General features: G+C 66.1%; 21 protein-coding genes. 16 read left to right on the top strand and 5 right to left on the bottom strand.

The window, feature by feature from the left end; genetic code table 11:
* The coding region (locus VL15_RS43225) for a hypothetical protein (protein ID WP_230684491.1) at positions 1 to 407 on the top strand (407 nt) is incomplete at its 5' end.
* 118 nt (positions 408 to 525) lie between these two features.
* On the opposite strand, the gene VL15_RS20755 is transcribed toward VL15_RS43225, so the two are convergent.
* Positions 526 to 1,791 (bottom strand): SGNH/GDSL hydrolase family protein, encoded by a 1,266-nt coding sequence (locus VL15_RS20755; RefSeq protein WP_048248179.1) that lies wholly within the window; start codon positions 1,789 to 1,791, stop codon positions 526 to 528.
* 199 nt (positions 1,792 to 1,990) lie between these two features.
* On the opposite strand from VL15_RS20755, the gene paaA reads away from it, so the two are divergent.
* The 8 genes from paaA (at position 1,991) to VL15_RS20715 (ending at position 8,344) form a co-directional block, all read left to right on the top strand.
* Positions 1,991 to 2,989: a 1,2-phenylacetyl-CoA epoxidase subunit PaaA gene (paaA, locus tag VL15_RS20750; protein ID WP_048248178.1), complete on the top strand. Its 999-nt coding sequence runs from the start codon at positions 1,991 to 1,993 to the stop codon at positions 2,987 to 2,989.
* Between the two features lie 44 nt (positions 2,990 to 3,033).
* Positions 3,034 to 3,318 carry a 1,2-phenylacetyl-CoA epoxidase subunit PaaB gene (gene paaB / locus VL15_RS20745; protein WP_034188015.1) on the top strand — a complete coding sequence of 95 codons (285 nt, stop codon included), beginning with the start codon at positions 3,034 to 3,036 and terminating at the stop codon, positions 3,316 to 3,318.
* A gap of 10 nt (positions 3,319 to 3,328) precedes the next feature.
* A complete protein-coding gene (gene paaC, locus VL15_RS20740; protein WP_048248177.1) occupies positions 3,329 to 4,132 on the top strand; it encodes a 1,2-phenylacetyl-CoA epoxidase subunit PaaC in 804 nt (267 codons plus the stop codon).
* Positions 4,133 to 4,155: 23 nt separating this feature from the next.
* The gene (gene paaD, locus VL15_RS20735; RefSeq protein ID WP_048248176.1) at positions 4,156 to 4,719 is read left to right on the top strand and encodes a 1,2-phenylacetyl-CoA epoxidase subunit PaaD; all 564 of its coding nucleotides are present in this window, start codon (positions 4,156 to 4,158) and stop codon (positions 4,717 to 4,719) included.
* A gap of 31 nt (positions 4,720 to 4,750) precedes the next feature.
* Entirely contained in the window at positions 4,751 to 5,887 is a 1,137-nt protein-coding gene (gene paaE / locus VL15_RS20730) for a 1,2-phenylacetyl-CoA epoxidase subunit PaaE (protein ID WP_048248184.1), read from the top strand.
* A gap of 128 nt (positions 5,888 to 6,015) precedes the next feature.
* On the top strand, positions 6,016 to 6,831 hold the full coding sequence (locus VL15_RS20725) for a DUF1835 domain-containing protein (protein ID WP_048248175.1): 816 nt from the start codon (positions 6,016 to 6,018) through the stop codon (positions 6,829 to 6,831).
* 16 nt (positions 6,832 to 6,847) lie between these two features.
* Positions 6,848 to 7,453, top strand: a complete 606-nt coding sequence (locus VL15_RS20720) for a TetR/AcrR family transcriptional regulator (protein WP_048248174.1) — start codon at positions 6,848 to 6,850, stop codon at positions 7,451 to 7,453.
* A 243-nt stretch (positions 7,454 to 7,696) separates the two neighbouring features.
* Positions 7,697 to 8,344, top strand: coding sequence for a GNAT family N-acetyltransferase (locus VL15_RS20715; RefSeq protein ID WP_048248173.1), 648 nt, complete (start codon positions 7,697 to 7,699; stop codon positions 8,342 to 8,344).
* 60 nt (positions 8,345 to 8,404) lie between these two features.
* Here the strand turns inward: VL15_RS20715 and VL15_RS20710 are convergent, their stop codons facing one another.
* The gene (locus tag VL15_RS20710; RefSeq protein ID WP_011350656.1) at positions 8,405 to 8,929 is read right to left on the bottom strand and encodes an Lrp/AsnC family transcriptional regulator; all 525 of its coding nucleotides are present in this window, start codon (positions 8,927 to 8,929) and stop codon (positions 8,405 to 8,407) included.
* A 217-nt stretch (positions 8,930 to 9,146) separates the two neighbouring features.
* Between VL15_RS20710 and hppD the strand changes: the two genes are divergently transcribed.
* Positions 9,147 to 10,244, top strand: coding sequence for a 4-hydroxyphenylpyruvate dioxygenase (gene hppD, locus VL15_RS20705; RefSeq protein WP_048248172.1), 1,098 nt, complete (start codon positions 9,147 to 9,149; stop codon positions 10,242 to 10,244).
* A gap of 131 nt (positions 10,245 to 10,375) precedes the next feature.
* Here hppD and VL15_RS20700 read toward each other — a convergent pair whose 3' ends face one another.
* Positions 10,376 to 10,570 carry a hypothetical protein gene (locus tag VL15_RS20700; protein WP_048248171.1) on the bottom strand — a complete coding sequence of 65 codons (195 nt, stop codon included), beginning with the start codon at positions 10,568 to 10,570 and terminating at the stop codon, positions 10,376 to 10,378.
* Positions 10,571 to 10,887: 317 nt separating this feature from the next.
* Here VL15_RS20700 and VL15_RS20695 point away from each other — a divergent pair, with 317 nt between their 5' ends.
* The gene (locus VL15_RS20695) at positions 10,888 to 14,478 is read left to right on the top strand and encodes an indolepyruvate ferredoxin oxidoreductase family protein (RefSeq protein ID WP_048248170.1); all 3,591 of its coding nucleotides are present in this window, start codon (positions 10,888 to 10,890) and stop codon (positions 14,476 to 14,478) included.
* Between the two features lie 138 nt (positions 14,479 to 14,616).
* On the opposite strand, the gene VL15_RS20690 is transcribed toward VL15_RS20695, so the two are convergent.
* Entirely contained in the window at positions 14,617 to 16,887 is a 2,271-nt protein-coding gene (locus VL15_RS20690; protein WP_048248169.1) for an NADP-dependent malic enzyme, read from the bottom strand.
* A 460-nt stretch (positions 16,888 to 17,347) separates the two neighbouring features.
* On the opposite strand from VL15_RS20690, the gene VL15_RS20685 reads away from it, so the two are divergent.
* Positions 17,348 to 18,034 carry an orotate phosphoribosyltransferase gene (locus VL15_RS20685; protein WP_048248168.1) on the top strand — a complete coding sequence of 229 codons (687 nt, stop codon included), beginning with the start codon at positions 17,348 to 17,350 and terminating at the stop codon, positions 18,032 to 18,034.
* Between the two features lie 242 nt (positions 18,035 to 18,276).
* Positions 18,277 to 18,870, top strand: coding sequence for a YbhB/YbcL family Raf kinase inhibitor-like protein (locus tag VL15_RS20680; RefSeq protein WP_048248167.1), 594 nt, complete (start codon positions 18,277 to 18,279; stop codon positions 18,868 to 18,870).
* 76 nt (positions 18,871 to 18,946) lie between these two features.
* Here the strand turns inward: VL15_RS20680 and VL15_RS42055 are convergent, their stop codons facing one another.
* Positions 18,947 to 19,096 carry a hypothetical protein gene (locus tag VL15_RS42055; RefSeq protein WP_155420265.1) on the bottom strand — a complete coding sequence of 50 codons (150 nt, stop codon included), beginning with the start codon at positions 19,094 to 19,096 and terminating at the stop codon, positions 18,947 to 18,949.
* Here VL15_RS42055 and VL15_RS20675 point away from each other — a divergent pair.
* The 3 genes from VL15_RS20675 to VL15_RS20665 all read left to right on the top strand — a co-directional run bounded on the left by VL15_RS20675 (position 19,080) and on the right by VL15_RS20665 (position 22,628).
* A complete protein-coding gene (locus tag VL15_RS20675) occupies positions 19,080 to 19,652 on the top strand; it encodes a flavodoxin family protein (protein WP_048248166.1) in 573 nt (190 codons plus the stop codon). The two genes, VL15_RS42055 and VL15_RS20675, sit on opposite strands and share 17 nt — an antisense overlap.
* Positions 19,653 to 19,816: 164 nt before the next feature.
* A complete protein-coding gene (argC, locus tag VL15_RS20670) occupies positions 19,817 to 20,767 on the top strand; it encodes an N-acetyl-gamma-glutamyl-phosphate reductase (RefSeq protein WP_048248165.1) in 951 nt (316 codons plus the stop codon).
* A 430-nt stretch (positions 20,768 to 21,197) separates the two neighbouring features.
* Positions 21,198 to 22,628 carry a DUF2957 domain-containing protein gene (locus VL15_RS20665; RefSeq protein ID WP_048248164.1) on the top strand — a complete coding sequence of 477 codons (1,431 nt, stop codon included), beginning with the start codon at positions 21,198 to 21,200 and terminating at the stop codon, positions 22,626 to 22,628.
* Positions 22,629 to 22,749: the final 121 nt, after the last annotated feature.

Raw genomic sequence — 22,749 nt, 5'->3', positions numbered from 1 at the left:
GCTCACTCAAAGCTGACAGGAACATGAATTGCTTCATGAACCTGACTTACTTTAGTGTGAGACTCTTGATACTTTTGCTATCTGATCCGAGGATCAGCTCGCTTCCATCAAGCGCCCACACTTATCGGCTGTTAATTTTTAAAGAGCAATCTGCGAGGAACTTCGTGTTTCCCGGCAGCGCTGCGTTTTCAGCAGCAGAGAAGCGAGATTATGAACCGTGTTTCGCAGTTCGTCAACAACTTTTTAACTACTTCGTTGCGACTGCGGGGTTCAACTTCGTGCGCTGCCAGGGCTCGTTACCACCGCACCCCAACCGCACCGCTTCCCTCTCCCGCGCTGCGTTTCCGTTAGCGCGAAAGAGGCGTGATTCTATGCACCCCGCCCCGTTCGCGCAAGCCCCTTTGTGAAATTATTTTGAAAAGCCACCGTGCGCTACCGCGCACGGTGGCTTTGGGCTCGACGGGCCAGGTGTCGCTGCCGACCTCCAGGCCGCCGGCAGCACTTCACTCTATATATAGAAGGGTGTCACTTGCCGCCCACGGCAGCCTGGAGCTGCTCGACCGGTACCGCGTCGGCCATCGCCGTGTAGCCCGCGTCGCTCGGGTGAATGCCGTCACCGCTGTCGTATCGGCGCTGCAGCACGCTCGGGCGTGCCGGATCGCGCAGCGCCGCGTCGAAATCGACCACACCGTCGAACCCGCCGCCACTCCGGATCCAGCGGTTCACCTCGAGCCGGATCTCCTCGCGCCCGGCCGGCAAACCGGCCGGCGTGAGCGTCGCGCCGAACACCTTCACGCCCTGGCGGTGCGCCGCCTCGATCAGCCGGCGATAGCCGTCAATCAGCGACGCGGCCGTGACCTGCGTATGCGGGTGGTCGCAATCGAGCCCCGCGCGCGGCGGCATCGCCGCGAAATTGATGTCGTTGATCCCGATCAGCACGATCGCCGCCTTCACGCCCGCGCGCGACAGCGCATCGCGCTCGAACCGCGACGCCAGCGACGTGCCGTAACACGCCGAATCGCTGAGCAGCCGGTTCCCGCTGATACCGAGATTCGCGACGCCGACCGACTCGACGCCCGACTCCGTCAGCCGACGCGCCAGCGCGTCCGGCCAGCGGCGGTTCCGGTTCAGGCTCGAGCGCAGCCCGTCGGTGATCGAATCGCCGATCGCTGCCACGCTGGCACGCGCGGAACCCGCTTCGACGGCCAGTTCGGTCACCCATGCATATTGGGTAAACCGGGTGCGGAACGTGGCGGCGTTCGGATCCCCCACGTGGTCGCCCGGCGCTGAAACATAGTTGAACTGGTTCGACACGCGGTGCCAGACCGTCATCCGCTGGTTCGGCCCCATCTGGAGGCTGATTGCAACCGGCCGCCCGGCCGTCACGTCGATCGCCACCGGATCGCTTTCGAATTCCTGGCCCGGCGCGAGCGTCACCGACGCCTTGCCGCCGAACCGGACCGGCGCCGCCGCGCCGCCGGTGAGCGCGGCACCCTCGCCGGCGCGCGCGAGGCTCGCGGCCTCGACGACCAGCGGCGCGCGACCGTAGGCGTTGCTGACGCGAATCCGCGCGGCCCGCCCCGACACCGTCGGATAGACGATCTGGCGCACGGTCCGCCCGGCCACGTCGGGTGCGCGATAGAGCGGCGGCGGCGCGGCAAGGTCGGGAATCGGCTGCAACGCGGTCGCCCACGCAGCAACCCATCCCGACGGCGTGGCCGACGCTGCGAGCGGCGACACGAAAACGGCCGCACCCAGCACGGCCGCGGCGAAACTGCTTCGGAATGACATCGGCAAAATCCTCATCGGAAAGCGGGCATTGTGCCGCAGAAGATGCGGGGGCCACGCACCGGACCACGGTCGCGACGCCTGATCGCGCCCCGACTTCTCTCGTTTACCCGCGTCTCGCCACAAATCCGCAAGAAATTTATTAACCGACCGGTCGGTTGGCTTATACTTCGCAGACATTCAACCGGACGAGAGCCTCGCCATGTACACGCAATCCCTCGACATCCCCGGCAACGTCGCCCCGCTCGACGCCGCAGCCGAGTCGCCCGAGCAGGCGCGGTTCGATGCGATCATGGCCGCGGACGGCAAGATCGAACCGCAGGACTGGATGCCCGACGCCTATCGCAAGACGCTGGTTCGCCAGATCTCGCAGCACGCGCATTCGGAAGTCGTCGGCATGTTGCCCGAAGGCAACTGGATCTCGCGCGCGCCGAGCCTGAAGCGCAAGGCGATCCTGCTCGCGAAGGTCCAGGACGAAGCCGGTCACGGCCTCTATCTTTATAGCGCGGCCGAAACGCTCGGCGTGTCGCGCGATTCGTTGATCGACGCGCTGCACGCCGGCAAGGCGAAATACTCGAGCATCTTCAACTACCCGACGCCGACCTGGGCCGATGTCGGCGTGATCGGCTGGCTCGTCGACGGCGCCGCGATCATGAACCAGATCCCGCTGTGCCGCTGCACGTACGGCCCGTACGCACGCGCGATGATCCGCGTGTGCAAGGAAGAATCGTTCCACCAGCGCCAGGGTTTCGACGCACTGCTGTCGATGATGAAGGGCAGCAACGCGCAGCGCGAGATGGTCCAGCAGGCCGTGGACCGCTGGTGGTGGCCGGTGCTGATGATGTTCGGCCCGAGCGACGCCGATTCGGTCCACAGCAGCCAGTCCGCGAAATGGGGCATCAAACGGATCTCGAACGACGACCTGCGGCAGAAGTTCGTCGACGCGACGGTCGACCAGGCGAAGGTACTCGGCGTGACGCTGCCCGACCCCGACCTGAAATGGAACGACGCGCGCGGCCACCACGACTACGGCACGATCGACTGGGACGAATTCTGGCGCGTCGTCAACGGCGACGGCCCGTGCAACAAGGAACGCCTCGCGACCCGCGTGAAAGCGCACGAGGATGGCGCATGGGTGCGCGAAGCCGCGCTCGCGCACGAGGCGAAGCGCCGCGCCCGCGCCGAACAGCACGCCGCCTGAGCGGCAACCATCGAATTCAGGAATCAGGGAATCAGGAGAAAGTGATGAACAAGGAATGGCCGATCTGGGAAGTGTTCGTGCGCAGCAAGCAAGGCCTCGACCACAAGCATTGCGGCAGCCTGCACGCCGCCGACGCGACGATGGCGCTGCGCATGGCGCGCGACGTCTACACGCGCCGCCAGGAAGGCGTGAGCATCTGGGTGGTGCCGTCGTCGGCGATCACCGCATCGGATCCGAACGAGAAGGCCGAACTGTTCGAACCGGCGGGCGACAAGATCTACCGTCACCCGACGTTCTACACGCTGCCCGACGAAGTCAACCACATGTAACGCCCGCGCCATGACGATCACGCCCGAACACCTCTCCTACGTGCTGCGCCTCGCGGACAACGCGCTGATCCTCGGTCAGCGCAATGCCGAATGGTGCGGCCACGGCCCGATCCTCGAAGAAGACATCGCGCTCACCAACATGAGCCTCGATCTCATCGGCCAGGCGCGCATGCTGTATACGCACGCGGCCGAACTCGAGCGCCAGCTCACCGGCGCGACGAAGACCGAGGACGACTACGCGTACTTCCGTACCGAGCGCGAGTTCGCGAACTTCACGCTCGCCGAGCTGCCGCACTACGGCCCGGTCGCCGGCACCGCGCACGCCGACAAGGACTACGCGGTGACGATCGTGCGCAACTTCCTGTACGCGGCGCTGATGCTCCATGTGTGGAGCGCGCTGGAAACGTCGACCGACACGCAGCTTGCCGCGATCGCCGCGAAATCGGTAAAGGAAACCCGCTATCACGTGCAGCACGCACGCGAGTGGCTCGTTCGGCTCGGCGACGGCACCGACGAATCGCACCGCCGCGCGCAGGATGCGCTCGACTACCTGGCCCCGTACACGCGTGAATTCTTCGCCGCCGATGCGGTCGACGACGCGATCGCCGCACCGGGCATCGGCCCGGCCCCGGCTTCGATCGAAGCCGCATGGCGCGCGGACGTGGACGACGCGCTAGCGGAAGCAACGCTCACGCTGCCGGCGCCGGTCAAGCATGTGACGACCGGCAAGCAGGGCGAGCACTCGGAGCACATGGGCTACCTGCTCGCGGAAATGCAGAGCCTCGCGCGCCAGCATCCCGGCGCGACCTGGTAACCCCGACGCCACGGAGCCCGACGATGTCCGTCCAGACCGCCGCCCACGCCCACGCCACGCCCGCCGCGCGCCGCGACGATCCGCTGCTCGCCCGCGCTTGGGACCTGCTCGAAGCCGTGCCCGATCCCGAGATTCCGGTCGTGTCGATCCGCGAGCTCGGCATCCTGCGCGATGTCCGCCGCGCGGACGACGGCCTGCTCGAAGTCGTGATCACGCCGACCTACTCGGGCTGCCCGGCCATGTCGCAGATCGCAGAGGATATCGCCGCCGCGCTGCAGGGCACCGACCTCCCGCCGCACCGGATCGAGACGGTGCTCGCACCCGCGTGGACGACCGACTGGATCACGCAGGAAGCGCGCGACAAGCTGCGCGCGTACGGCATCGCACCGCCGGTCGGCCAGTGCGGCAGCGCCGCGCCGCGGGAAAACGTCGTGCGTTTCGTGCCACGGCCGGTCGCGGCACCCGCCTGCCCGCGCTGCGGTTCGGCCCGCACCGAGCGTCTCGCGCAATTCGCGTCCACGGCCTGCAAGGCACTGTATCGCTGCGTCGACTGCCGCGAACCCTTCGACTACTTCAAACCCTACTGAAATGAAACAGCCCCCACGCTCTCTTCATTCGCTGCCCCCCGAGGGGGCGGTCGCCCCCCTTGGGGCGGCCCGGCGGGGGTCGACGACCCCGCAATTTCACTCGCTGCGTATCCGCGACGTGCGGCCCGAGACCACCGACGCCGTCACCGTCTCCTTCGACGTGCCGCCCGAACTGCGCGACGCATACCGCTTCACGCAGGGCCAGTTCGTCACGCTGAAGACCCACATCGACGGCGAGGAGACGCGCCGCTCGTATTCGATCTGTGTCGGCACGACGGACTACGACCGTGACGGCGAACTGCGCATCGGCATCAAGCGCGTGCGCGGCGGCCGCTTCTCGAACTTCGCGTTCGATTCGCTGAAGCCGGGCCACACGATCGACGTGATGACGCCGGACGGCCGCTTCTTCACGCACCTGAACGCCGACCACGGCAAGCAGTACGTCGCGTTTTCCGGCGGCTCGGGGATCACGCCCGTGCTCGCGATCGTGAAGACGACGCTCGAACTCGAGCCGCGCAGCACGTTCACGCTGATCTACGGCAACCGCAGCGTCGACGCGATCATGTTCGCGGAGGAACTCGAGGACCTGAAGAACCGCTACATGAACCGCTTCGTCCTCTATCACGTGCTGTCGGACGACCAGCAGGACGTCGAGCTGTTCAACGGCGTGCTCGACCAGGCGAAATGCGCGGAATTCCTCGGCACGCTGACGCCGGCCGACACGATCGACGAGGCGTTCATCTGCGGCCCCGCGCCGATGATGGACGCGGCCGAAGCAGCGCTGCAGGCGGCCGGCGTACCGCGGGAGAAGGTGCATGTCGAGCGCTTCGGCACGCCGCTGCCGCAGGCCGGTGCGCCGATCGTCGACATCACCGACCAGACGCCGGCCGCCGACCTGGAAATCGTGCTCGACGGCAAGAAGCGCAAGCTGCGCCTGCCGTACGAAGGCGTGAGCCTGCTCGACGTCGGCCTGCGCGCGGGCCTCGCGCTACCGTACGCCTGCAAGGGCGGCGTGTGCTGCACGTGCCGCGCGAAGGTGATCGAGGGCGAAGTGCGGATGGAGAAGAACTACACGCTCGAGGACCACGAAGTGAAGGACGGTTTCGTGCTCACGTGCCAGTGCCACCCGATCAGCGACAAGGTCGTGGTGAGCTACGACGAGCGTTGAGCGACGTCGCGTCGCGGCGCCGGACGGTTTCTCGCCGTCACACATCTCGCTTACACTAGGGGCCGCCGGCCGGCTGGACATCGCAACGTCCGCCCGGCCGGCGGCTTTCTTTTGTTGACGACAGGCCGATGAGTACCATTCATGTGATTCAGGGCGGCTCCGCCGCCGCGTCGCTGCGCGAGGCCCTTGCGCAAGCCGGACGCGACGAGCGCGTCGTCGGATTGCTCGACGATCTCGGCGTCGGGCCGCTCAAGGGCGCCGACGAGACGCCCGACACGCGCGCCGCCTTCTGGCAGCACGTGATCGGCGACCAGATTCCCGACTGGAACGCGGAGATCGACGAGGAATTCGCACGCCTCGACCAGCTCGCGATGGACACGGGCCAGGTGGTCGTGTGGCACGCGCCGAGCGTCGGCGACAAGCTGCTGCTGCGCCGCGTCGCCTATCACCTGCGCAACGTCCCGCAGCGGCTGAACGAAGTGCGGCTGTCGGCCGCCGACCTCGACGCCGCGCAGCGCGCGTCGCTGTCGCGCACCGACCAGGCGTGCGCGACCGGGATGTTCTCGCCGGCCGAACTCGCGCGGAAACGGCCGATGGCCGCGCCGATCTCGGTGCTTCGCATCGGCCGCCTCGCGCTCGAATGGCAGGAAGCGAAGCACCTGAACGCCGAACTGCGCTACTGGGTCAGCAACACGATCAAGAGCGGCCACTACGCCGACCTCGACACGCTGATCGTCTCGCGCGCGGAATCCGACTGGCTGCCCGCACGGCGCCTCGTCGGCAGCATCATGGCCGACGCCGACCGCGGCGGGCTGTTCGTCAGCGACTCGATCGCCTGGTGGCGCTGCCGCGAACTCGCGGCCGCCGGCCGGCTCGAGCTGCAGGACGACGCGCCTGACGCCCTCTCTTCCACGCAGGTGCGCGCGACCGTCGCGCACCGCTAATCTTCCGCATTCGACCATGGCCCGTACCCGAGCGCCCGACCACGAATCCCAGCGCGAGCAGATCCTCGATCTGGCCGCCGAGAAATTCGCGCAGACGAGCTACCCGAGCACGTCGATGTCCGATCTCGCGACCGCGAGCGGCACGTCGAAGGCACGCCTCTATCACTATTACGAGAGCAAGGAAGCGATCCTGTTCGACCTGCTCGACCGCTACACGAAGCGGCTGATGCTGATCATCGCCGAGGTCGAAGGCGCGAGCCAGCGGCGCGGCCTCAGCGAGCGCGACGCGTTCGCGGAGCTCGTGCGCGCATTCCTCGCCGAATACGAGACGTCGCACAGCCGCCATGTCGCGCTGCTCAACGACGTGAAGTATCTCGAGGATGCGCAGCGGGAAATCGTGCTCGACCGCCAGCGCGACATCGTCGCGGCGTTCGCGCGGCAGCTCGCGCGCGCCTACCCGGACCGCATCTCGAAGGAAAACCAGACTTCCGTGACGATGATGGTGTTCGGGATGATCAACTGGACGTTCACGTGGCTGAAGCCCGGCGGCCGCCTCGGCTACCGCGACTTCGCCGAACAGGTGATCGACCTGATCGAGCGCGGGCTGACGCCGACGGCCTGATTGCCGCGCAGCAGCAAACGTTGCGCGACCGGCACACTGCGACAGCTCGCCGCTCATTTCATATGATGAATTTTTAATCCGTTAAAAATCAAATAGATAGAAAATTAACTAAGCGGATTTAGAATTCATCCTCCAGCACAAATAAGGTTAAATACGGGTTTTCCCCAATCCGGGGGCTGACGGTCGGGTAAAATGCTGTTGCGTTGCACAACCCGCTGTACGGTCACACTTGAGGAACCCACGATGAACACGCAATTGAACGGCAATGCCGATGTCGTCGGCACCGCCGGTAGTGCGCCGGTTCTCGTCAGGGAACTGGCTTCCAAAGACCGTGAGCAAATGCTCACCCACTTTCTCTCGCTCGGTGAAGAGGACCGCCTGCTGCGCTTCGGCCAGATGGTGCCCGACCACGTGATCGAGAACTATGTCCGCACGATGGACTTCGGTCGCGACACCGTGTTCGGCGTGTTCGACCACAACCTCGAACTGATCGGCGTCGGCCACCTGGCCTACCTGCCGGCCGAGGGCGACAAGCGCACGGCCGAATTCGGCGTGTCGGTGCTCGAAAGCGCGCGCGGCCGCGGCGTCGGCTCGAAGCTGTTCGAGCGCGCGGCGATCCGCAGCCGCAACACGCACGTGACGACGCTGTACATGCACTGCCTGTCGCGTAACGCGACGATGATGCACATCGCGAAGAAATCCGGGATGCGGATCGAGTACGCGTACGGCGAAGCCGACGCGTACCTGTCGTTGCCGCCGGCCGACCACTCGACGATCATCGCCGAGATGCTGCAGGAACAGGCTGCGGTGTTCGACTACGCGCTCAAGCGCCAGGCACACCGCACGACGAAGTTCATCGAATCGCTGATGCCCGCCGCACTGACGGCGTAACGTCGGCCGACCGGGCCGCGCCTGCGGCGCGCCCGGATCCTCCCTTCCCCGCCCGGCGCGCTACCGCACCGATCGAATCGGCAACGCGGTCGTCTCCTTGAAGCATTCGAGCGAAAAGCTTGTCTTCACGTCGATGACCGACGGATGATGCAGCAAATGCTCCTGCACGAAGCGGGAGAAATGCGCCATGTCCTCGACCTGCACGCGCAGCAGGTAATCCATGTCTCCCGTCATCGCGTGACACGCGACCACTTCCGGCCAGGTCTGCACGGCCGCGCGAAACAGCTCCGCATGGGTCGCGCCCGCGCGCGCCGACGTCTCGTCGGCCCGGACCGGCGCCAGGCCGCCGCGCTTCTCGAGCCGCACGCTCACGTACGCCAGCAGATCGAGCCCGAGCTTCTGCGGATTCAGCAGCGCGACATAACCGGTGATCACGCCGATCTCCTCGAGCCGCCGGATCCGCCTCAGGCAAGGGCTCGGCGACAGGTTCACGCGCTCGGCGATCTCCTGGTTCGACAGACGCCCGTTCTCCTGAAGAATCGCGAGAATCCGCCGGTCGATGGCATCCAATTCGGCTTGCGCCATCTTCTGCCCTCCAATGGTTATTCAGAGACTGGAAATTGCGCCATCGTAGGGGCGGGCGATTAACTTCGCAAGTTTCCGCTCGCGGCCGCCCGCTACACTCTGTCGCACGTACCGATTCGTTGCGCACGCCGACACGTGCGCCACCTTCGACATCGAACCGGGCCGGGCACGCGCACGTCGGTGGCCCCGGCCGATCGCCAAGCACAGGAGACACGCCATGCAGATCCCCAACTGGGACAACCCCGTCGGCACCGACGGCTTCGAATTCATCGAATACACGGCACCGGACCCGAAAGCGCTCGGACAACTGTTCGAACGGATGGGTTTCACCGCGATCGCGCGCCACCGCCACAAGGACGTGACGGTGTACCGCCAGGGCGACATCAACTTCATCATCAACGCCGAACCGGATTCGTTCGCGCAACGCTTCGCGCGCCTGCACGGCCCGTCGATCTGCGCGATCGCGTTCCGCGTGCAGGACGCCGCGAAGGCGTACAAGCACGCGCTGGAACTCGGCGCATGGGGCTTCGACAACAAGACGGGCCCGATGGAGCTGAACATCCCGGCGATCAAGGGCATCGGCGATTCGCTGATCTACTTCGTCGACCGCTGGCGCGGCAAGAACGGCGCGCAGCCGGGCGCGATCGGCGACATCAGCATCTACGACGTCGACTTCGAGCCGATCGCTGGCGCAAACCCGAACCCGGTCGGCCACGGCCTCACCTACATCGACCACCTGACGCACAACGTGCACCGCGGCCGCATGCAGGAATGGGCCGAGTTCTACGAGCGCCTGTTCAACTTCCGCGAAGTGCGCTACTTCGACATCGAAGGCAAGGTGACGGGCGTGAAGTCGAAGGCGATGACGTCGCCGTGCGGCAAGATCCGCATCCCGATCAACGAGGAAGGTTCGGACACGGCCGGCCAGATCCAGGAATACCTCGACGCGTATCACGGCGAAGGCATCCAGCACATCGCGCTCGGCGCCAGCGATATCTACGGCGCGGTCGATGGCCTGCGCAGCAAGGAAGTGAAGCTGCTCGACACGATCGACACGTATTACGAGCTGGTCGACCGCCGCGTGCCGGACCACGGCGAATCGCTGGACGAACTGAAGAAGCGCAAGATCCTGATCGACGGCGCACGCGACGACCTGCTGCTGCAGATCTTCACCGAGAACCAGATCGGGCCGATCTTCTTCGAGATCATCCAGCGCAAGGGCAACCAGGGCTTCGGCGAAGGCAACTTCAAGGCGCTGTTCGAATCGATCGAACTCGACCAGATCCGCCGCGGCGTCGTGCAGGACAAGGCCTGACGCATCCGGCGCGCGGCGGCCCGGGGCATCCGGCCAGCCGCACGATCCGGTGGCACAAAGAAAAAGGGCGGGAATCCGAGGATTCCCGCCCTTTTTGCGTTCCGGCGCGACCCGCGGGCCGCGCGACCGGATCAACGCGCGTTCGCCTTCGACTCGACGGCGCGCTCGGCCGACGGCTGCGCGTCGGTGTTCTGGGCCGGCACGATCTGACGCATCTGCGCGCCGGCTGCCGCCAGCGCGCTTGCGCCTTGCGCGTGCACCGGGCCGGTCATCGCGAAGAACGCGGCGGACACGACCAGAAAACTCTGGATATGACGTGTGTTCATTGCACCTCCTGTAAAACTGCCGGCGCCTCCCCGATTGCGCGAAATAAACCCACGCGACCGGGCACCTCCGGCAGGCCGACAAGATTAACGGCATTTGCCCGCAGATGGGGCCGGCTTTACATGCATTTACATGATGTAACGCATCATCACGCCCTGTTTTCCTGGCCCGCCGCCGCCATCCGGCCGATGGGCGGCGGGTTTGCCCCAGTGCTACCATCGCTTAAAACCGGCCAATATGCCGGCCACTGCCGACGCGTCCACAAGACGCCGGAGCAGTCGAGTTTTGGTGATCCCAAACTGGGTGGAGGAGACTGTTAATGAATGCCCCGCTAGACGCAGACCAACGCGCGTCGCTAGAAGCCGCGCTGAAGTCCGTCACGCTTGATGACAAATACACACTGGAACGCGGTCGCGCGTACATGAGCGGCATTCAGGCCCTCGTGCGCCTGCCGATGCTCCAGCAAGAACGCGACCGCGCCGCCGGTCTCAATACGGCTGGGTTCATTTCCGGCTATCGCGGTTCGCCCCTCGGCGGCCTCGACCTCTCGCTCTGGAAGGCCAAGCAGCACCTGGCGGCCCACCAGATCGTCTTCCAGCCCGGCCTCAACGAAGATCTCGCCGCCACCGCCGTGTGGGGCTCGCAGCAGGTGAACCTGTACCCCGGCGCGAAGCACGACGGCGTGTTCGGCATGTGGTACGGCAAGGGCCCGGGCGTCGACCGCACGGGCGACGTATTCAAGCACGCGAACTCGGCCGGCTCGTCGCAGCACGGCGGCGTGCTGGTGCTCGCCGGCGACGACCACGCGGCGAAATCGTCGACGCTCGCACACCAGTCCGAGCACATCTTCAAGGCCTGCGGGCTGCCCGTGCTGTTCCCGTCCAACGTGCAGGAATATCTCGATTTCGGCCTGCACGGCTGGGCGATGAGCCGCTACTCGGGCCTGTGGGTCGCACTCAAGTGCGTGACGGACGTCGTCGAATCGTCGGCGTCGGTCGACATCGACCCGCATCGCACCGAGATCGTGCTGCCGACCGACTTCATCGTCCCGGACGGCGGCCTGAACATCCGCTGGCCCGACCCGCCGCTCGTGCAGGAAGCGCGGCTGCTCGACTACAAGTGGTACGCGGCGCTCGCCTATGTGCGCGCGAACAAGCTCGACCGGATCGAGATCGATTCGCCGAGCGCACGCTTCGGGATCATGACCGGCGGCAAGGCGTACCTCGACGTGCGCCAGGCGCTGACCGACCTCGGTCTCGACGATGAAACCTGCGCGCGGATCGGCATCCGGCTCTACAAGGTCGGCTGCGTGTGGCCGCTCGAAGCGCAGGGCGCGCAAGCGTTCGCGCGCGGCCTCGACGAAATCCTCGTCGTCGAGGAAAAGCGCCAGATCCTCGAATACGCGATCAAGGAAGAGCTGTACAACTGGCCCGACGGGCAACGCCCGCGCGTGTTCGGCAAGTTCGACGAGAAGGACGGCGCCGGCGGCGAATGGTCGGTGCCGATGGGCAACTGGCTGCTGCCCGCGCACTACGAACTGTCGCCCGCGATCATCGCGAAGGCGATCGCGACGCGCCTCGAGAAGTTCGAGCTGCCGTCCGACGTGCGTGCGCGCATCGCCGCGCGGCTCGCGGTGATCAACGCGAAGGAAATGGCGCTCGCGAAGCCGCACGTGCAGACCGAGCGCAAGCCGTGGTTCTGCTCGGGCTGCCCGCACAACACGTCGACCAACGTGCCGGAAGGCTCGCGTGCGATCGCCGGCATCGGCTGCCACTACATGACCGTGTGGATGGACCGCAGCACGAGCACCTTCAGCCAGATGGGCGGCGAAGGCGTGCCGTGGATCGGCCAGGCGCCGTTCACGGACGAGAAACACGTGTTCGCGAACCTCGGCGACGGCACCTATTTCCACTCGGGCCTGCTGGCGGTGCGGGCGGCGATCTCGTCGAAGGCGAACATCACCTACAAGATCCTCTATAACGACGCCGTCGCGATGACGGGCGGCCAGCCGGTCGACGGCGTGCTGACGGTACCGCAGATCACGCACCAGCTCGCGTCCGAAGGCGCGAAGAAGATCGTGATCGTCACCGACGAGCCGGAGAAGTACGACAGCCAGAAGGCGCTGCTCGCGCCCGGCGTGACGATCCATCATCGCGACCAGCTCGACGACGTGCAGCGCGAGCTGCGCGAGATCGAAGGCACGACGATCCTGATCTACGACCAGACCTGCGCGACCGAGAAGCGCCGCCGCCGCAAGCGCGGCACGTATCCGGACCCGGCCAAGCGCGTCGTGATCAACGACGCGGTGTGCGAAGGCTGCGGCGACTGCTCGGTGCAATCGAACTGCCTGTCGGTCGAGCCGCTGGAAACCGAATTCGGCACGAAGCGCCAGATCAACCAGTCGAGCTGCAACAAGGACTTCTCGTGCGTGAAGGGCTTCTGCCCGAGCTTCGTCACGGTCGAGGGCGGCCAGTTGAAGAAGCCGAAGGCGGTTTCGGTCGACGGCAACGCACTGCCGCCGATCCCGGAACCGACGCTGCCGGACATCGACCGGGCCTATGGCGTGCTTGTCACGGGCGTCGGCGGCACGGGCGTCGTCACGATCGGCGCGCTGCTCGGGATGGCCGCGCACCTCGAGAACAAGGGCGTGACCGTGCTCGACGTCACGGGCCTCGCGCAGAAGGGCGGCGCGGTGATGAGTCACGTGCAGATCTCGCATGCGCCGACCGATATCCACGCAACGCGGATCGCGATGGGCGAAGCCGATCTCGTGATCGGCTGCGACGCGATCGTCACGGCCGGCGACGAGTGTACGTCGCGGATGCGGCACGACACGACGCGCGTGGTCGTCAACAGCGCGCAGACGCCGACCGCCGAGTTCATCAAGAACCCGAACTGGGCGTTCCCCGGCCTGTCCGCGGAGAACGACATCCGCGCGGCGGCCGGTGAAGCGGTCGATTTCATCGACGCGAACCGCTTCGCGGTGGCGCTGCTCGGCGACGCGATCTACACGAACCCGTTCGTGCTCGGTTATGCGTGGCAGAAAGGCTGGCTGCCGCTCACGCTCGCATCGCTCGAACGCGCGATCGAGCTGAACGCCGTGTCGGTCGAAAAGAACCGCGCGGCATTCGACTGGGGCCGCCGCGCCGCGTACGACCTTGCCAGCGTGAAGCAGGCCGCGGCCGGCGATGCACGCCCCGCGCAAGGCGCCACGGTGATCGCGCTGCACACGAAGAAGGCAGTCGACGCATTGATCGCGAAGCGCGTGGAATTTCTCACCGCGTACCAGAACGCCGCGTACGCATCGCGCTATGCGGCGTTCGTCGACAAGGTGCGCGCTGCCGAGCGCGCGCTGGCGGACGGCGACACGATGCAGGAGCAACTGACCGAGGCGGTCGCGCGCAACCTGTTCAAGCTGATGGCGTACAAGGACGAATACGAAGTCGCGCGGCTGCAGTCCGATCCCGCGTTCCTCGCCCGCCTGTCCGCGCAGTTCGAAGGCGACTGGAAGCTGAAATTCCACCTCGCGCCGCCGCTGTTCGCGAAGACGGACGCCCATGGCCATCTCGTGAAGAAGGCGTACGGCCCGTGGATGATGTCGGCGTTCCGGCTGCTCGCGAAGGCGAAGTTCCTGCGCGGCACGGGGCTCGACCCGTTCGGCCGCACCGAGGAACGCCGCACCGAGCGCGCGCTGATCGGCGAGTACGAAGCGCTGATCGACGAAGTGACGGCCAAGCTGAACACGGCCAACCGCCCGCTCGCGCTCGAGCTCGCGGCGCTGCCGGACGGCATACGCGGCTACGGCCACGTGAAGGAGAACAACCTGCGCGCGGTACGCCAGAAGTGGGACACGCTGCTCGCGAAGTGGCGTTCGCCGACGGGCAGCCAGTCGCACCAGCAGGTCGCGTAACGGCATGCGACGGGCGTTCGCGGTACGAACGCCCGCCCGCGCCGCCGGCGCTTCGCGATAAAAAAACGCCACGGCGCGCAAGCTCCGTGGCGTTTTTCATTGCGCCGCGCGTGAAGCGCGGCACACGCGGGCGCGAACTTACTTCGTGTTCACGTTCGCGGCGGCAACGGCCGTCATGTTGATGATCCGGCGCACGGTCGCGGCCGGCGTCAGGATGTGGGCCGGCTTCGCGGCGCCGAGCAGGAACGGGCCGACCGTCACGCCTTCGCCGCCAACCATCTTCAGCAGGTTGTACGCGATGTTCGCGGCTTCGACGTTCGGCATGATCAGCAGGTTCGCTTCGCCCGACAGCGTCGTGCCCGGGAATGCCTGCTTGCGGATCATTTCCGACAGCGCGGCGTCGCCGTGCATTTCGCCGTCGACTTCCAGGTTCGGCGCACGTTCGACGATCAGCTTGCGTGCCTCGGCCATCCGGCGCGACGACGCCGACGGCGCGCTGCCGAAGTTCGAGTTCGACAGCAGCGCGGCCTTCGGCGCGATGCCGAAGCGCTCGATCTCGGCCGCGGCCTGGATCGTCATGTCGGCGAGCTGTTCGGCGCTCGGCAGCTCGTTCACGTACGTGTCGCACACGAACAGGTTGCGGCCCGGCAGCATCAGCAGGTTCATCGCCGCGAAGTGCTCGGCGCCCTTCGCGCGGCCCAGCACCTGCTCGATGAACTTCAGGTGGCTGTGGAACGTGTCGATCATCCCGCAGATCATCCCGTCCGCGTCGCCCAGATGCACGAGCATCGCGCCGATCAGTGTGTTGAACTTGCGCAGCGCGGCCTTCGCGACTTCCGGCGTCACGCCGTCGCGCGCGGCGATGTCGTGGTACGCCTGCCAGTAGCGGTGGTAGCGCGTGTCGTCTTCCGGATTGACGATTTCGAAATCGACACCGGCCTTCAGCTTCGAGCCGATCTTCTGCAGGCGCATCTCGACGACCGACGGACGGCCGACGATGATCGGCTGCGCGATCTTTTCCTGCAGCACGAACTGCGCGGCACGCAGCACGCGCTCGTCCTCGCCCTCGGCGAACACGATGCGGGCCTGCTTCTTCTTCGCGGTCGCGAACACCGGGCGCATCACCATACCGGTGCGGTAGACGGTCGCGCCGAGCTGCTCGCGGTATGCATCCATGTCCTGGATCGGACGCGTGGCGACGCCCGAATCCATCGCGGCCTGCGCGACGGCCGGCGCGATCTTGATGATCAGGCGCGGGTCGAACGGCTTCGGAATCAGGTAATCCGGCCCGAATTCGAGCGAGTGACCTTCATACGCCTTCGCGACTTCCTCGCTCTGGTCGGTTTCCTGCGCCAGCTCGGCGATCGCGCGCACGCAGGCGAGCTTCATTTCTTCCGTGATCGTCGTCGCGCCGACGTCGAGCGCGCCGCGGAAGATGAACGGAAAGCACAGCACGTTGTTGACCTGGTTCGGGTAGTCCGAACGGCCGGTCGCGACGATCGCGTCCGGGCGCACGGCCTTCGCGTCTTCCGGGCGGATTTCCGGTTCCGGGTTCGCGAGCGCCAGGATCAGCGGCCGGTCGCCCATCGTCTTGACCATGTCCTGCTTCAGCACGCCCGCGCTCGAGCAGCCGAGGAACACGTCGGCGCCGACGATCGCATCGGCGAGCGTGCGCGCGTCGGTCGTGGCCGCATAGCGCTGCTTCGACGGATCGAGATTGCCGCGCCCTTCGTAGATCACGCCCTTCGAATCGGCGACGAGAATGTTCGACTTCGTCAGGCCCAGGTTCACCAGCAGGTCCAGACACGCGATGGCCGCGGCGCCGGCGCCCGAGCACACGAGCTTCACTTCGGCCAGCTGCTTGCCGACGACCTTCAGGCCGTTCAGGATCGCGGCCGACGCGATGATCGCGGTGCCGTGCTGGTCATCGTGGAAGACGGGGATCTTCATGCGCTCGCGCAGCTTCTGCTCAATGTAGAAGCATTCCGGCGCCTTGATGTCCTCGAGGTTGATGCCGCCGAGCGTCGGCTCGAGCATGGCGATCGCCTCGACGAGCTTGTCGGGGTCGGACTCCGACAGTTCGATGTCGAACACGTCGATGCCCGCGAATTTCTTGAAGAGGCAGCCCTTGCCTTCCATCACCGGCTTCGCGGCGAGCGGGCCGATGTTGCCGAGACCGAGCACGGCCGTGCCGTTCGTGATCACGCCGACGAGGTTGCCGCGCGACGTGTACTTCTGCGCGTCGAGCGGATCGGCGTGGATCGCCTCGCACGCGGCGGCGACGCCCGGCGAATACGCGAGCGACAGATCGAGCTGGTTCGACAGCGGCTTGGTCGGGGTGACCGAAATCTTGCCGGGTTTCGGGTTCAGGTGATAAGCGAGAGCGGCCTGCTTCAGTTGTTCGTCCATGATTGACCTGCGAGAGACATGCGAAATTTTGACGGTTCAGTTCACAGCACCTTCGGCCGCGTCTGCTTGAATCGAGGGGATGGTCGACTGCGAGACGGCACGCGACGCGCCGGGTGGGCACGCCATCGAACCTTGGCGGGTGGCAAGAGGAAAGTACAAAGTACTGAACGATTTCTAAGGGTCGCCTAGTGTACACCCCGCGCATGACACATGTTGGTGCAGCGCCGCATCCCCGGCATCGGTACGCGAGCGGTCCGCCCCCGCTTGTTTCGCCGGTGGTGAGCCGCATCGCGAACCTGCGCGAATTCCGCCGAAAACCGGCCTGAATCGGGTAAAATGTCGGGCTACGCGCGCAGCGATGCGATTGGTTCTCCGATCGCGCCCCGGCCCTCCGGGCAGGTTCCCCTTGCTGCGCCACCGGGCCCGCGCCCGCTCCTCGCTCAACACCCAAGGAATGCCCATGACAGGCTACGATCGTCAGTCGATCTCGGATACGACCGCCAAAATGCTGCTCGAAGTGCAGGCGGTGCACTTCAACGCCGAAAAACCCTTCGTCTTCACGTCGGGCTGGGCAAGCCCCGTCTATATCGACTGCCGCAAGCTGATCTCGTATCCGCGCGTGCGCCGCGGCCTGATGGAAATGGCGGAAACGACGATCCTGCGCGACATCGGTTTCGAGCAGATCGACGCGGTGGCGGGCGGCGAAACGGCCGGCATCCCGTTCGCGGCGTGGATCGCGGACCGGATGATGGTGCCGATGCAGTACGTGCGCAAGAAGCCGAAGGGTTTCGGCCGCAACGCGCAGATCGAAGGCCATCTGGAAGAAGGCTCGCGCGTGCTGCTGGTGGAAGACCTGACGACCGACAGCCGCAGCAAGATCAACTTCATCAACGCGCTGCGCACCGCGGGCGCGACGGTGAATCACTGCTTCGTGCTGTTCCACTACAACATCTTCAAGGAAAGCGTGTCGGTCCTGAAGGACATCGACGTCGACCTGCACGCGCTGGCGACGTGGTGGGACGTGCTGCGCGTCGCGAAGGCCTCGGGCTACTTCGAGACGAAGACGCTCGACGAAGTCGAGAAATTCCTGCACGCACCGGCCGAGTGGTCGGCCGCGCACGGCGGCGCGACGGGCGCCCAGGAGTGACGCCGCGCCGGCTCGCATGCCGGCGCCCTGGCTGAAAAAGCCGCCTGCTTCATCGCGGGCGGCTTTTTTTTCGTCCATCGTCTCGCGCAAAAAATCGGTCGCGACCGTGGGTCGCGGTGTGCATCGCTCATCGAACCCTAATGCTAGACTTGATCCATCGCCGCCATCAGCTGCTCGGGCAACACACAACGCCAACAACGCCGGGAGCATCAGCCCGGCCCACGTGACGGGAGAAGCGCCATATGCGTGTGGATCGCCGGATCACCCCGCCTGCGCCATCGGGTCGCCCGTCTCCATTCATCCTCTCCGCCCTCCTGTGCGTCGTCTTCTTGGCGCTGCCCGCGCATGCGGAAAGCCCGTTCACCGTGACGAGCGACGACCTGGCACCCGGCGGGCACGTCCGCGCGGCGAACGTGTTCGACCGCGGCGACTGCAAGGGCGGGAATCACTCGCCGCAGCTCACCTGGCACAACCCGCCGCCCGGCACGCGCGGCTACGCGGTCACGATCTTCGACCCCGACGCACCCGGGCACGGCTGGTGGCACTGGGCCGTGGCGGGCATCCCGGCGACGGTCACGAGCCTGCCCGCCGACGCGAGCGCGTCCGGCTTCCTGCGGCGCATCGGCGCGAGCGAGGCGCGCAACGACTTCGGGATCGACGGCTACGGCGGCCCGTGCCCGCCGCCCGGCAAGCCGCACCGCTACGTGATCACCGTCTACGCGCTGAAGGGCACCGACCTGCGCGTCGCGCAGGGCCGCCCCGCGCCGATGTTCGAGCACGAGATCGGCACGCTCGCGATCGGTACCGCGCAATTCACGGTCAGCTACGGGCAGTAACGGGCGCCGCGCACCGCCACGTCGCGATTGCCGACCATCGGGAAATTCCGTGCGCGGCACGCGCGCGGTTTTCCCGTCATTTCGGCTTGCTAGACTCGTCGTCACCGGTCGCGGCACCCCGTCGCGCATCCGTCGCGCCGCCCACCGGCGACGCATAACCCGGCAGGCCGCCGCGGCCGCCGATCCCGTTCCTTTCCGGAGAACGCTTCATGTCGAACATCGTCATCGTCTATCACAGCGGCTACGGTCACACGCAGAAACTGGCCGAGGCCGTGCACACCGGCGCGCAGGACGCCGGCGCGACCGTGCGCCTGATCGCCGTCGGCGACCTCGACGACGCAGGCTGGGCCGCACTCGACGCGGCCGATGCGATCGTCTTCGGCGCGCCGACCTACATGGGCGGCCCGTCCGCGCAGTTCAAGCAGTTTGCCGACGCAACGTCGAAAGCGTGGTTCACGCAGAAGTGGAAAGACAAGATCGCCGCGGGCTTCACGAACTCCGCGACGATGAACGGCGACAAGTTCTCGACGATTCAATATTTCGTCACGCTGTCGATGCAGCATGGGATGGTGTGGGTCGGCACGAGCCTGATGCCTGCCAACTCGAAGGCGGCCACGCGCAACGACATCAACTACCTCGGCGGCTCCACGGGCCTGCTCGCGCAGTCGCCGGCGGATTCGACGCCCGACGAGGGCCCGCTGCCGGGTGACCTCGAGACCGGGAAGGCATTCGGCCGGCGCATCGCCGAAGCGACGGCCCGCTGGGTTGCCGGCGGCCGCTGAGCACGCCCTCGACGCTCGCACGCCCGCGCCGGCGGGCGTCAAAGGGACACAAGACGGCCCGCCGGCCGTCTTTTTTTCGCCCCGCGCGGTGCAGGCCCGCCGGATGACGTCTTAAAATGGCGGTTTCAGGGCGCGGCCCCTCCGTTTCATTCAGTGAGAGCGAAATGAGCACCAAAGTTTTTGTCGACGGCCAGGAAGGCACGACCGGCCTCAAGATCTTCGAATACCTGTCGGCACGCAGCGACATCGAGATCCTGCGCATCGATGAATCGAAGCGCAAGGACGTCGACGAGCGCCGCCGCCTGATCAACGCGTCGGACGTCACGTTCCTGTGCCTGCCGGACGTCGCCTCGCGCGAATCGGCCTCGCTGGTCGAGAACCCGAACACGACGCTGATCGACGCGAGCACCGCATTCCGCACCAGCGCCGACTGGGCCTACGGCCTGCCCGAACTGACCCGCGCGCAGCGCGAGAAGATTCGCACGTCGAAACGCATCGCGGTGCCGGGCTGCCACGCATCGGCCTTCGTGCTCGCGATGCGTCCGCTCGTCGATGCGGGCATCGTCGCGCCGACATTCGCCGCGCACAGCTACTCGATCACCGGCTACAGCGGCGGCGGCAAGTCGATGATCGCCGAATACGAAAGCGCCGCGCCGGGCGGCAAGCTCGCGAGCCCGCGCCCGTATGCGCTCGGTCTCACGCACAAGCACCTGCCGGAAATGGCCGCGCACACGGGCCTCGCGAACCCGCCGATCTTCACGCCGATCGTCGGCCCGTTCCTGAAGGGCCTCGCGGTGACGACCTACTTCACGGCCGAACAGCTCGCGAAGCGCGCGACGCCGCAGGACGTGCAGCGCGTGTTCGCCGAGTACTACGCGGACGAAGCGTTCGTGCGCGTCGCGCCGTTCAACGCGGACGCGAACCTCGACGGCGGCTTCTTCGACGTGCAGGCGAACAACGACACGAACCGCGTCGACCTGTTCGTGTTCGGCAATGAAGAGCGCTTCGTCACGGTCGCGCGCCTCGATAACCTCGGCAAGGGCGCGTCGGGCGCCGCGATCCAGTGCATGAACCTCAACATCGGCGCAGCCGAGGACGCGGGCCTCAAGCGCTGATCATCATCGCATGCGATGCAAAGCCGGCCGCTGGCCGGCTTTTTATTTACTCGTATCAGGCAATAAATAAAATCCGGTTCGCGCATTTACAATTATTTACAAGCTTTCCATTGCGCGATTACCAGTGCATTAATCCCCCCCCTCTTACTCCAGTCAATCCCGAATAGGGATAAACCGGATACTGCCGCTTTAAACGCTGCCGTTATACGCGTGAAGGCCATTCGACAGCCTGCCGAGCGTGGCACATCCCCCACTCCGGCAGCTTCCTGCGGCCCTCACCTCGTTTTAATTCTTACCGAATGCCGCGTCGGACAAGGAATCAAAACGCGATATCCGTTTCAATCGCCTTTTTTAGACGGGTTCATCAATTGACAGCAAAAATCAAGGCGGCGACATTAGCTCGCACAATTAAACGATTGGAGACAGCGGCATGTCGCACACCTTATCGAAGGGGGTGGCAACGGCCTTTGCCATTACCCCTTTCCTGCTTGCCTGTGGTGGGGGGGATTCCGGCGGCGCGCCTGCGCCGATCAATGCGCCCCAATGTTCCGGATCGAGCTGCGGCACGCAAGGGCCGCCGCCTTCGCAGCCCGTCAACGGTTCGCTGTGCCCGGCCGACGCCGACATCGTGAAGAGCACGTATCTCGGTGGCGCCGGTAGCGGCGAGATCGTCAGCGTCAACATCGACGCGGTCGCGATGACCTACACGCTCAAGTGGCTCGAATCGCCGATTCCGCTCGCGACCGGCACGGTCACGCCGAGCCGCGTCGGCACGTCGATCGCCGGCAAGGTCATCCATCCGCCGACCGGCACGCTGCCGACCGCAGAACAGACGCGCTGCGCGTTCGTCCTCACGCCGGGCACGGGCACCGCACCGAACGGCTCGACCTATTCGACGGCCGCCGACTTCAATCCGGCGAACCCGCCGATGCTGCTGGTCGGCATGGGCGTCGCGGGCGGCGGCATTCCGGGCGCGACGGTGCAGTACGACGGGCTGACGATCAGCCTCGCCGGCATCCCGCTCTACCAGAACGTCGGCCAGGTGCCGAACCGTCACTTCGACTTCTATCCGTTCCTCGGCTTCGCGAACACGACGACCGACCTCACGAAGCTGCCGGGCACCTACAACGCGCTGATCTACCACCTCGTGCCGTCGGGCAACTACGCGACGCAAGGCGCGAATTCGAGCGAGACGTTCGATGCGAACGGCGCGTGCACGTCGACGAATGCGTCGGGCTGCGAAACGACCGGCGATCCGTGGAAGACGAGCGCAAACGGCGGCTACTTCGACAGCACGAAGGCACCGCAGATCCTGCCGCAGACGAAGCTGCCGATCATCGGCGCAACCGGCAAATCGGCGACCGCGCACATGGTGATCGGCCAGCTCAACGGCGCGACCGTGCCGGTGATCGTGCGCACGGGCAACGTGAACCTCGGCACGCCGCCGCTGCACACCGACGCGCAGGTCGACGACGAATCAGGCATCGCGGTACTCGGCTCGGCGACGGCGATCCAGTCGGGCGCGATCGACGGCGGCTACGCGGGCGCGGACTCGAACTTCAAGTACACGGCCGCACTGATCCGCGGCAGCAACGCGTCGTTCATCAACCCGACCACGCAGGCCGAGGAAGACGCCTTCTCGCTCGACTACGGCCAGGCGACGCCGGGCCTGCTGAACGCGAAGACGACGCCGCCGAGCGGCGCGGCCTACCCGTCCGCGTCGGGCGTGGTGATCGCGACGGGCGGGCTGTACGCAGCGCTCATCCAGGGCACGGTGAACGGCGGCGTCACGTCGACGTCGGCGAACTCGAGCACGTCGTCGACACCGTACTTCGGCGTGGGCGCGCAGATCAGCAAATAGCGTACGAGGACGCGGCGGCGGCCAGCCCGCTGCCGCGTGACGCAAGGACGCGCGTGGCACGGCGCGGGCAGGACGAGCACAAGTAACAGAAGCGGCCGACAGGGAGCTGGCCGCCGCACAA

Source organism: Burkholderia cepacia (genome assembly GCF_001039005.1).
GTDB classification, from domain to species: domain Bacteria; phylum Pseudomonadota; class Gammaproteobacteria; order Burkholderiales; family Burkholderiaceae; genus Burkholderia; species Burkholderia theae.
The sequence above is the reverse complement of the archived record's forward strand: the minus strand, read 5'-3'. Positions and strand labels throughout refer to the sequence as shown.

Bases quoted from the DNA above. Each gene is read 5' to 3' on its own strand.
- paaA (WP_048248178.1), top strand. From the start codon at position 1,991: ATGTACACGCAATCCCTCGACATCCCCGGCAACGTCGCCCCGCTCGAC.
- VL15_RS20675 (WP_048248166.1), top strand. From the start codon at position 19,080: ATGTCGAACATCGTCATCGTCTATCACAGCGGCTACGGTCACACGCAG.
- paaB (WP_034188015.1), top strand. From the start codon at position 3,034: ATGAACAAGGAATGGCCGATCTGGGAAGTGTTCGTGCGCAGCAAGCAA.
- VL15_RS20695 (WP_048248170.1), top strand. From the start codon at position 10,888: ATGAATGCCCCGCTAGACGCAGACCAACGCGCGTCGCTAGAAGCCGCG.
- VL15_RS20690 (WP_048248169.1), bottom strand. From the start codon at position 16,887: ATGGACGAACAACTGAAGCAGGCCGCTCTCGCTTATCACCTGAACCCG.
- VL15_RS20685 (WP_048248168.1), top strand. From the start codon at position 17,348: ATGACAGGCTACGATCGTCAGTCGATCTCGGATACGACCGCCAAAATG.
- paaC (WP_048248177.1), top strand. From the start codon at position 3,329: ATGACGATCACGCCCGAACACCTCTCCTACGTGCTGCGCCTCGCGGAC.
- VL15_RS20665 (WP_048248164.1), top strand. From the start codon at position 21,198: ATGTCGCACACCTTATCGAAGGGGGTGGCAACGGCCTTTGCCATTACC.
- VL15_RS20720 (WP_048248174.1), top strand. From the start codon at position 6,848: ATGGCCCGTACCCGAGCGCCCGACCACGAATCCCAGCGCGAGCAGATC.
- VL15_RS20700 (WP_048248171.1), bottom strand. From the start codon at position 10,570: ATGAACACACGTCATATCCAGAGTTTTCTGGTCGTGTCCGCCGCGTTC.
- VL15_RS20725 (WP_048248175.1), top strand. From the start codon at position 6,016: ATGAGTACCATTCATGTGATTCAGGGCGGCTCCGCCGCCGCGTCGCTG.
- VL15_RS20755 (WP_048248179.1), bottom strand. From the start codon at position 1,791: ATGTCATTCCGAAGCAGTTTCGCCGCGGCCGTGCTGGGTGCGGCCGTT.
- VL15_RS20710 (WP_011350656.1), bottom strand. From the start codon at position 8,929: ATGGCGCAAGCCGAATTGGATGCCATCGACCGGCGGATTCTCGCGATT.
- VL15_RS20680 (WP_048248167.1), top strand. From the start codon at position 18,277: ATGCGTGTGGATCGCCGGATCACCCCGCCTGCGCCATCGGGTCGCCCG.
- VL15_RS20715 (WP_048248173.1), top strand. From the start codon at position 7,697: ATGAACACGCAATTGAACGGCAATGCCGATGTCGTCGGCACCGCCGGT.
- argC (WP_048248165.1), top strand. From the start codon at position 19,817: ATGAGCACCAAAGTTTTTGTCGACGGCCAGGAAGGCACGACCGGCCTC.
- VL15_RS42055 (WP_155420265.1), bottom strand. From the start codon at position 19,096: ATGACGATGTTCGACATGAAGCGTTCTCCGGAAAGGAACGGGATCGGC.
- hppD (WP_048248172.1), top strand. From the start codon at position 9,147: ATGCAGATCCCCAACTGGGACAACCCCGTCGGCACCGACGGCTTCGAA.
- paaD (WP_048248176.1), top strand. From the start codon at position 4,156: ATGTCCGTCCAGACCGCCGCCCACGCCCACGCCACGCCCGCCGCGCGC.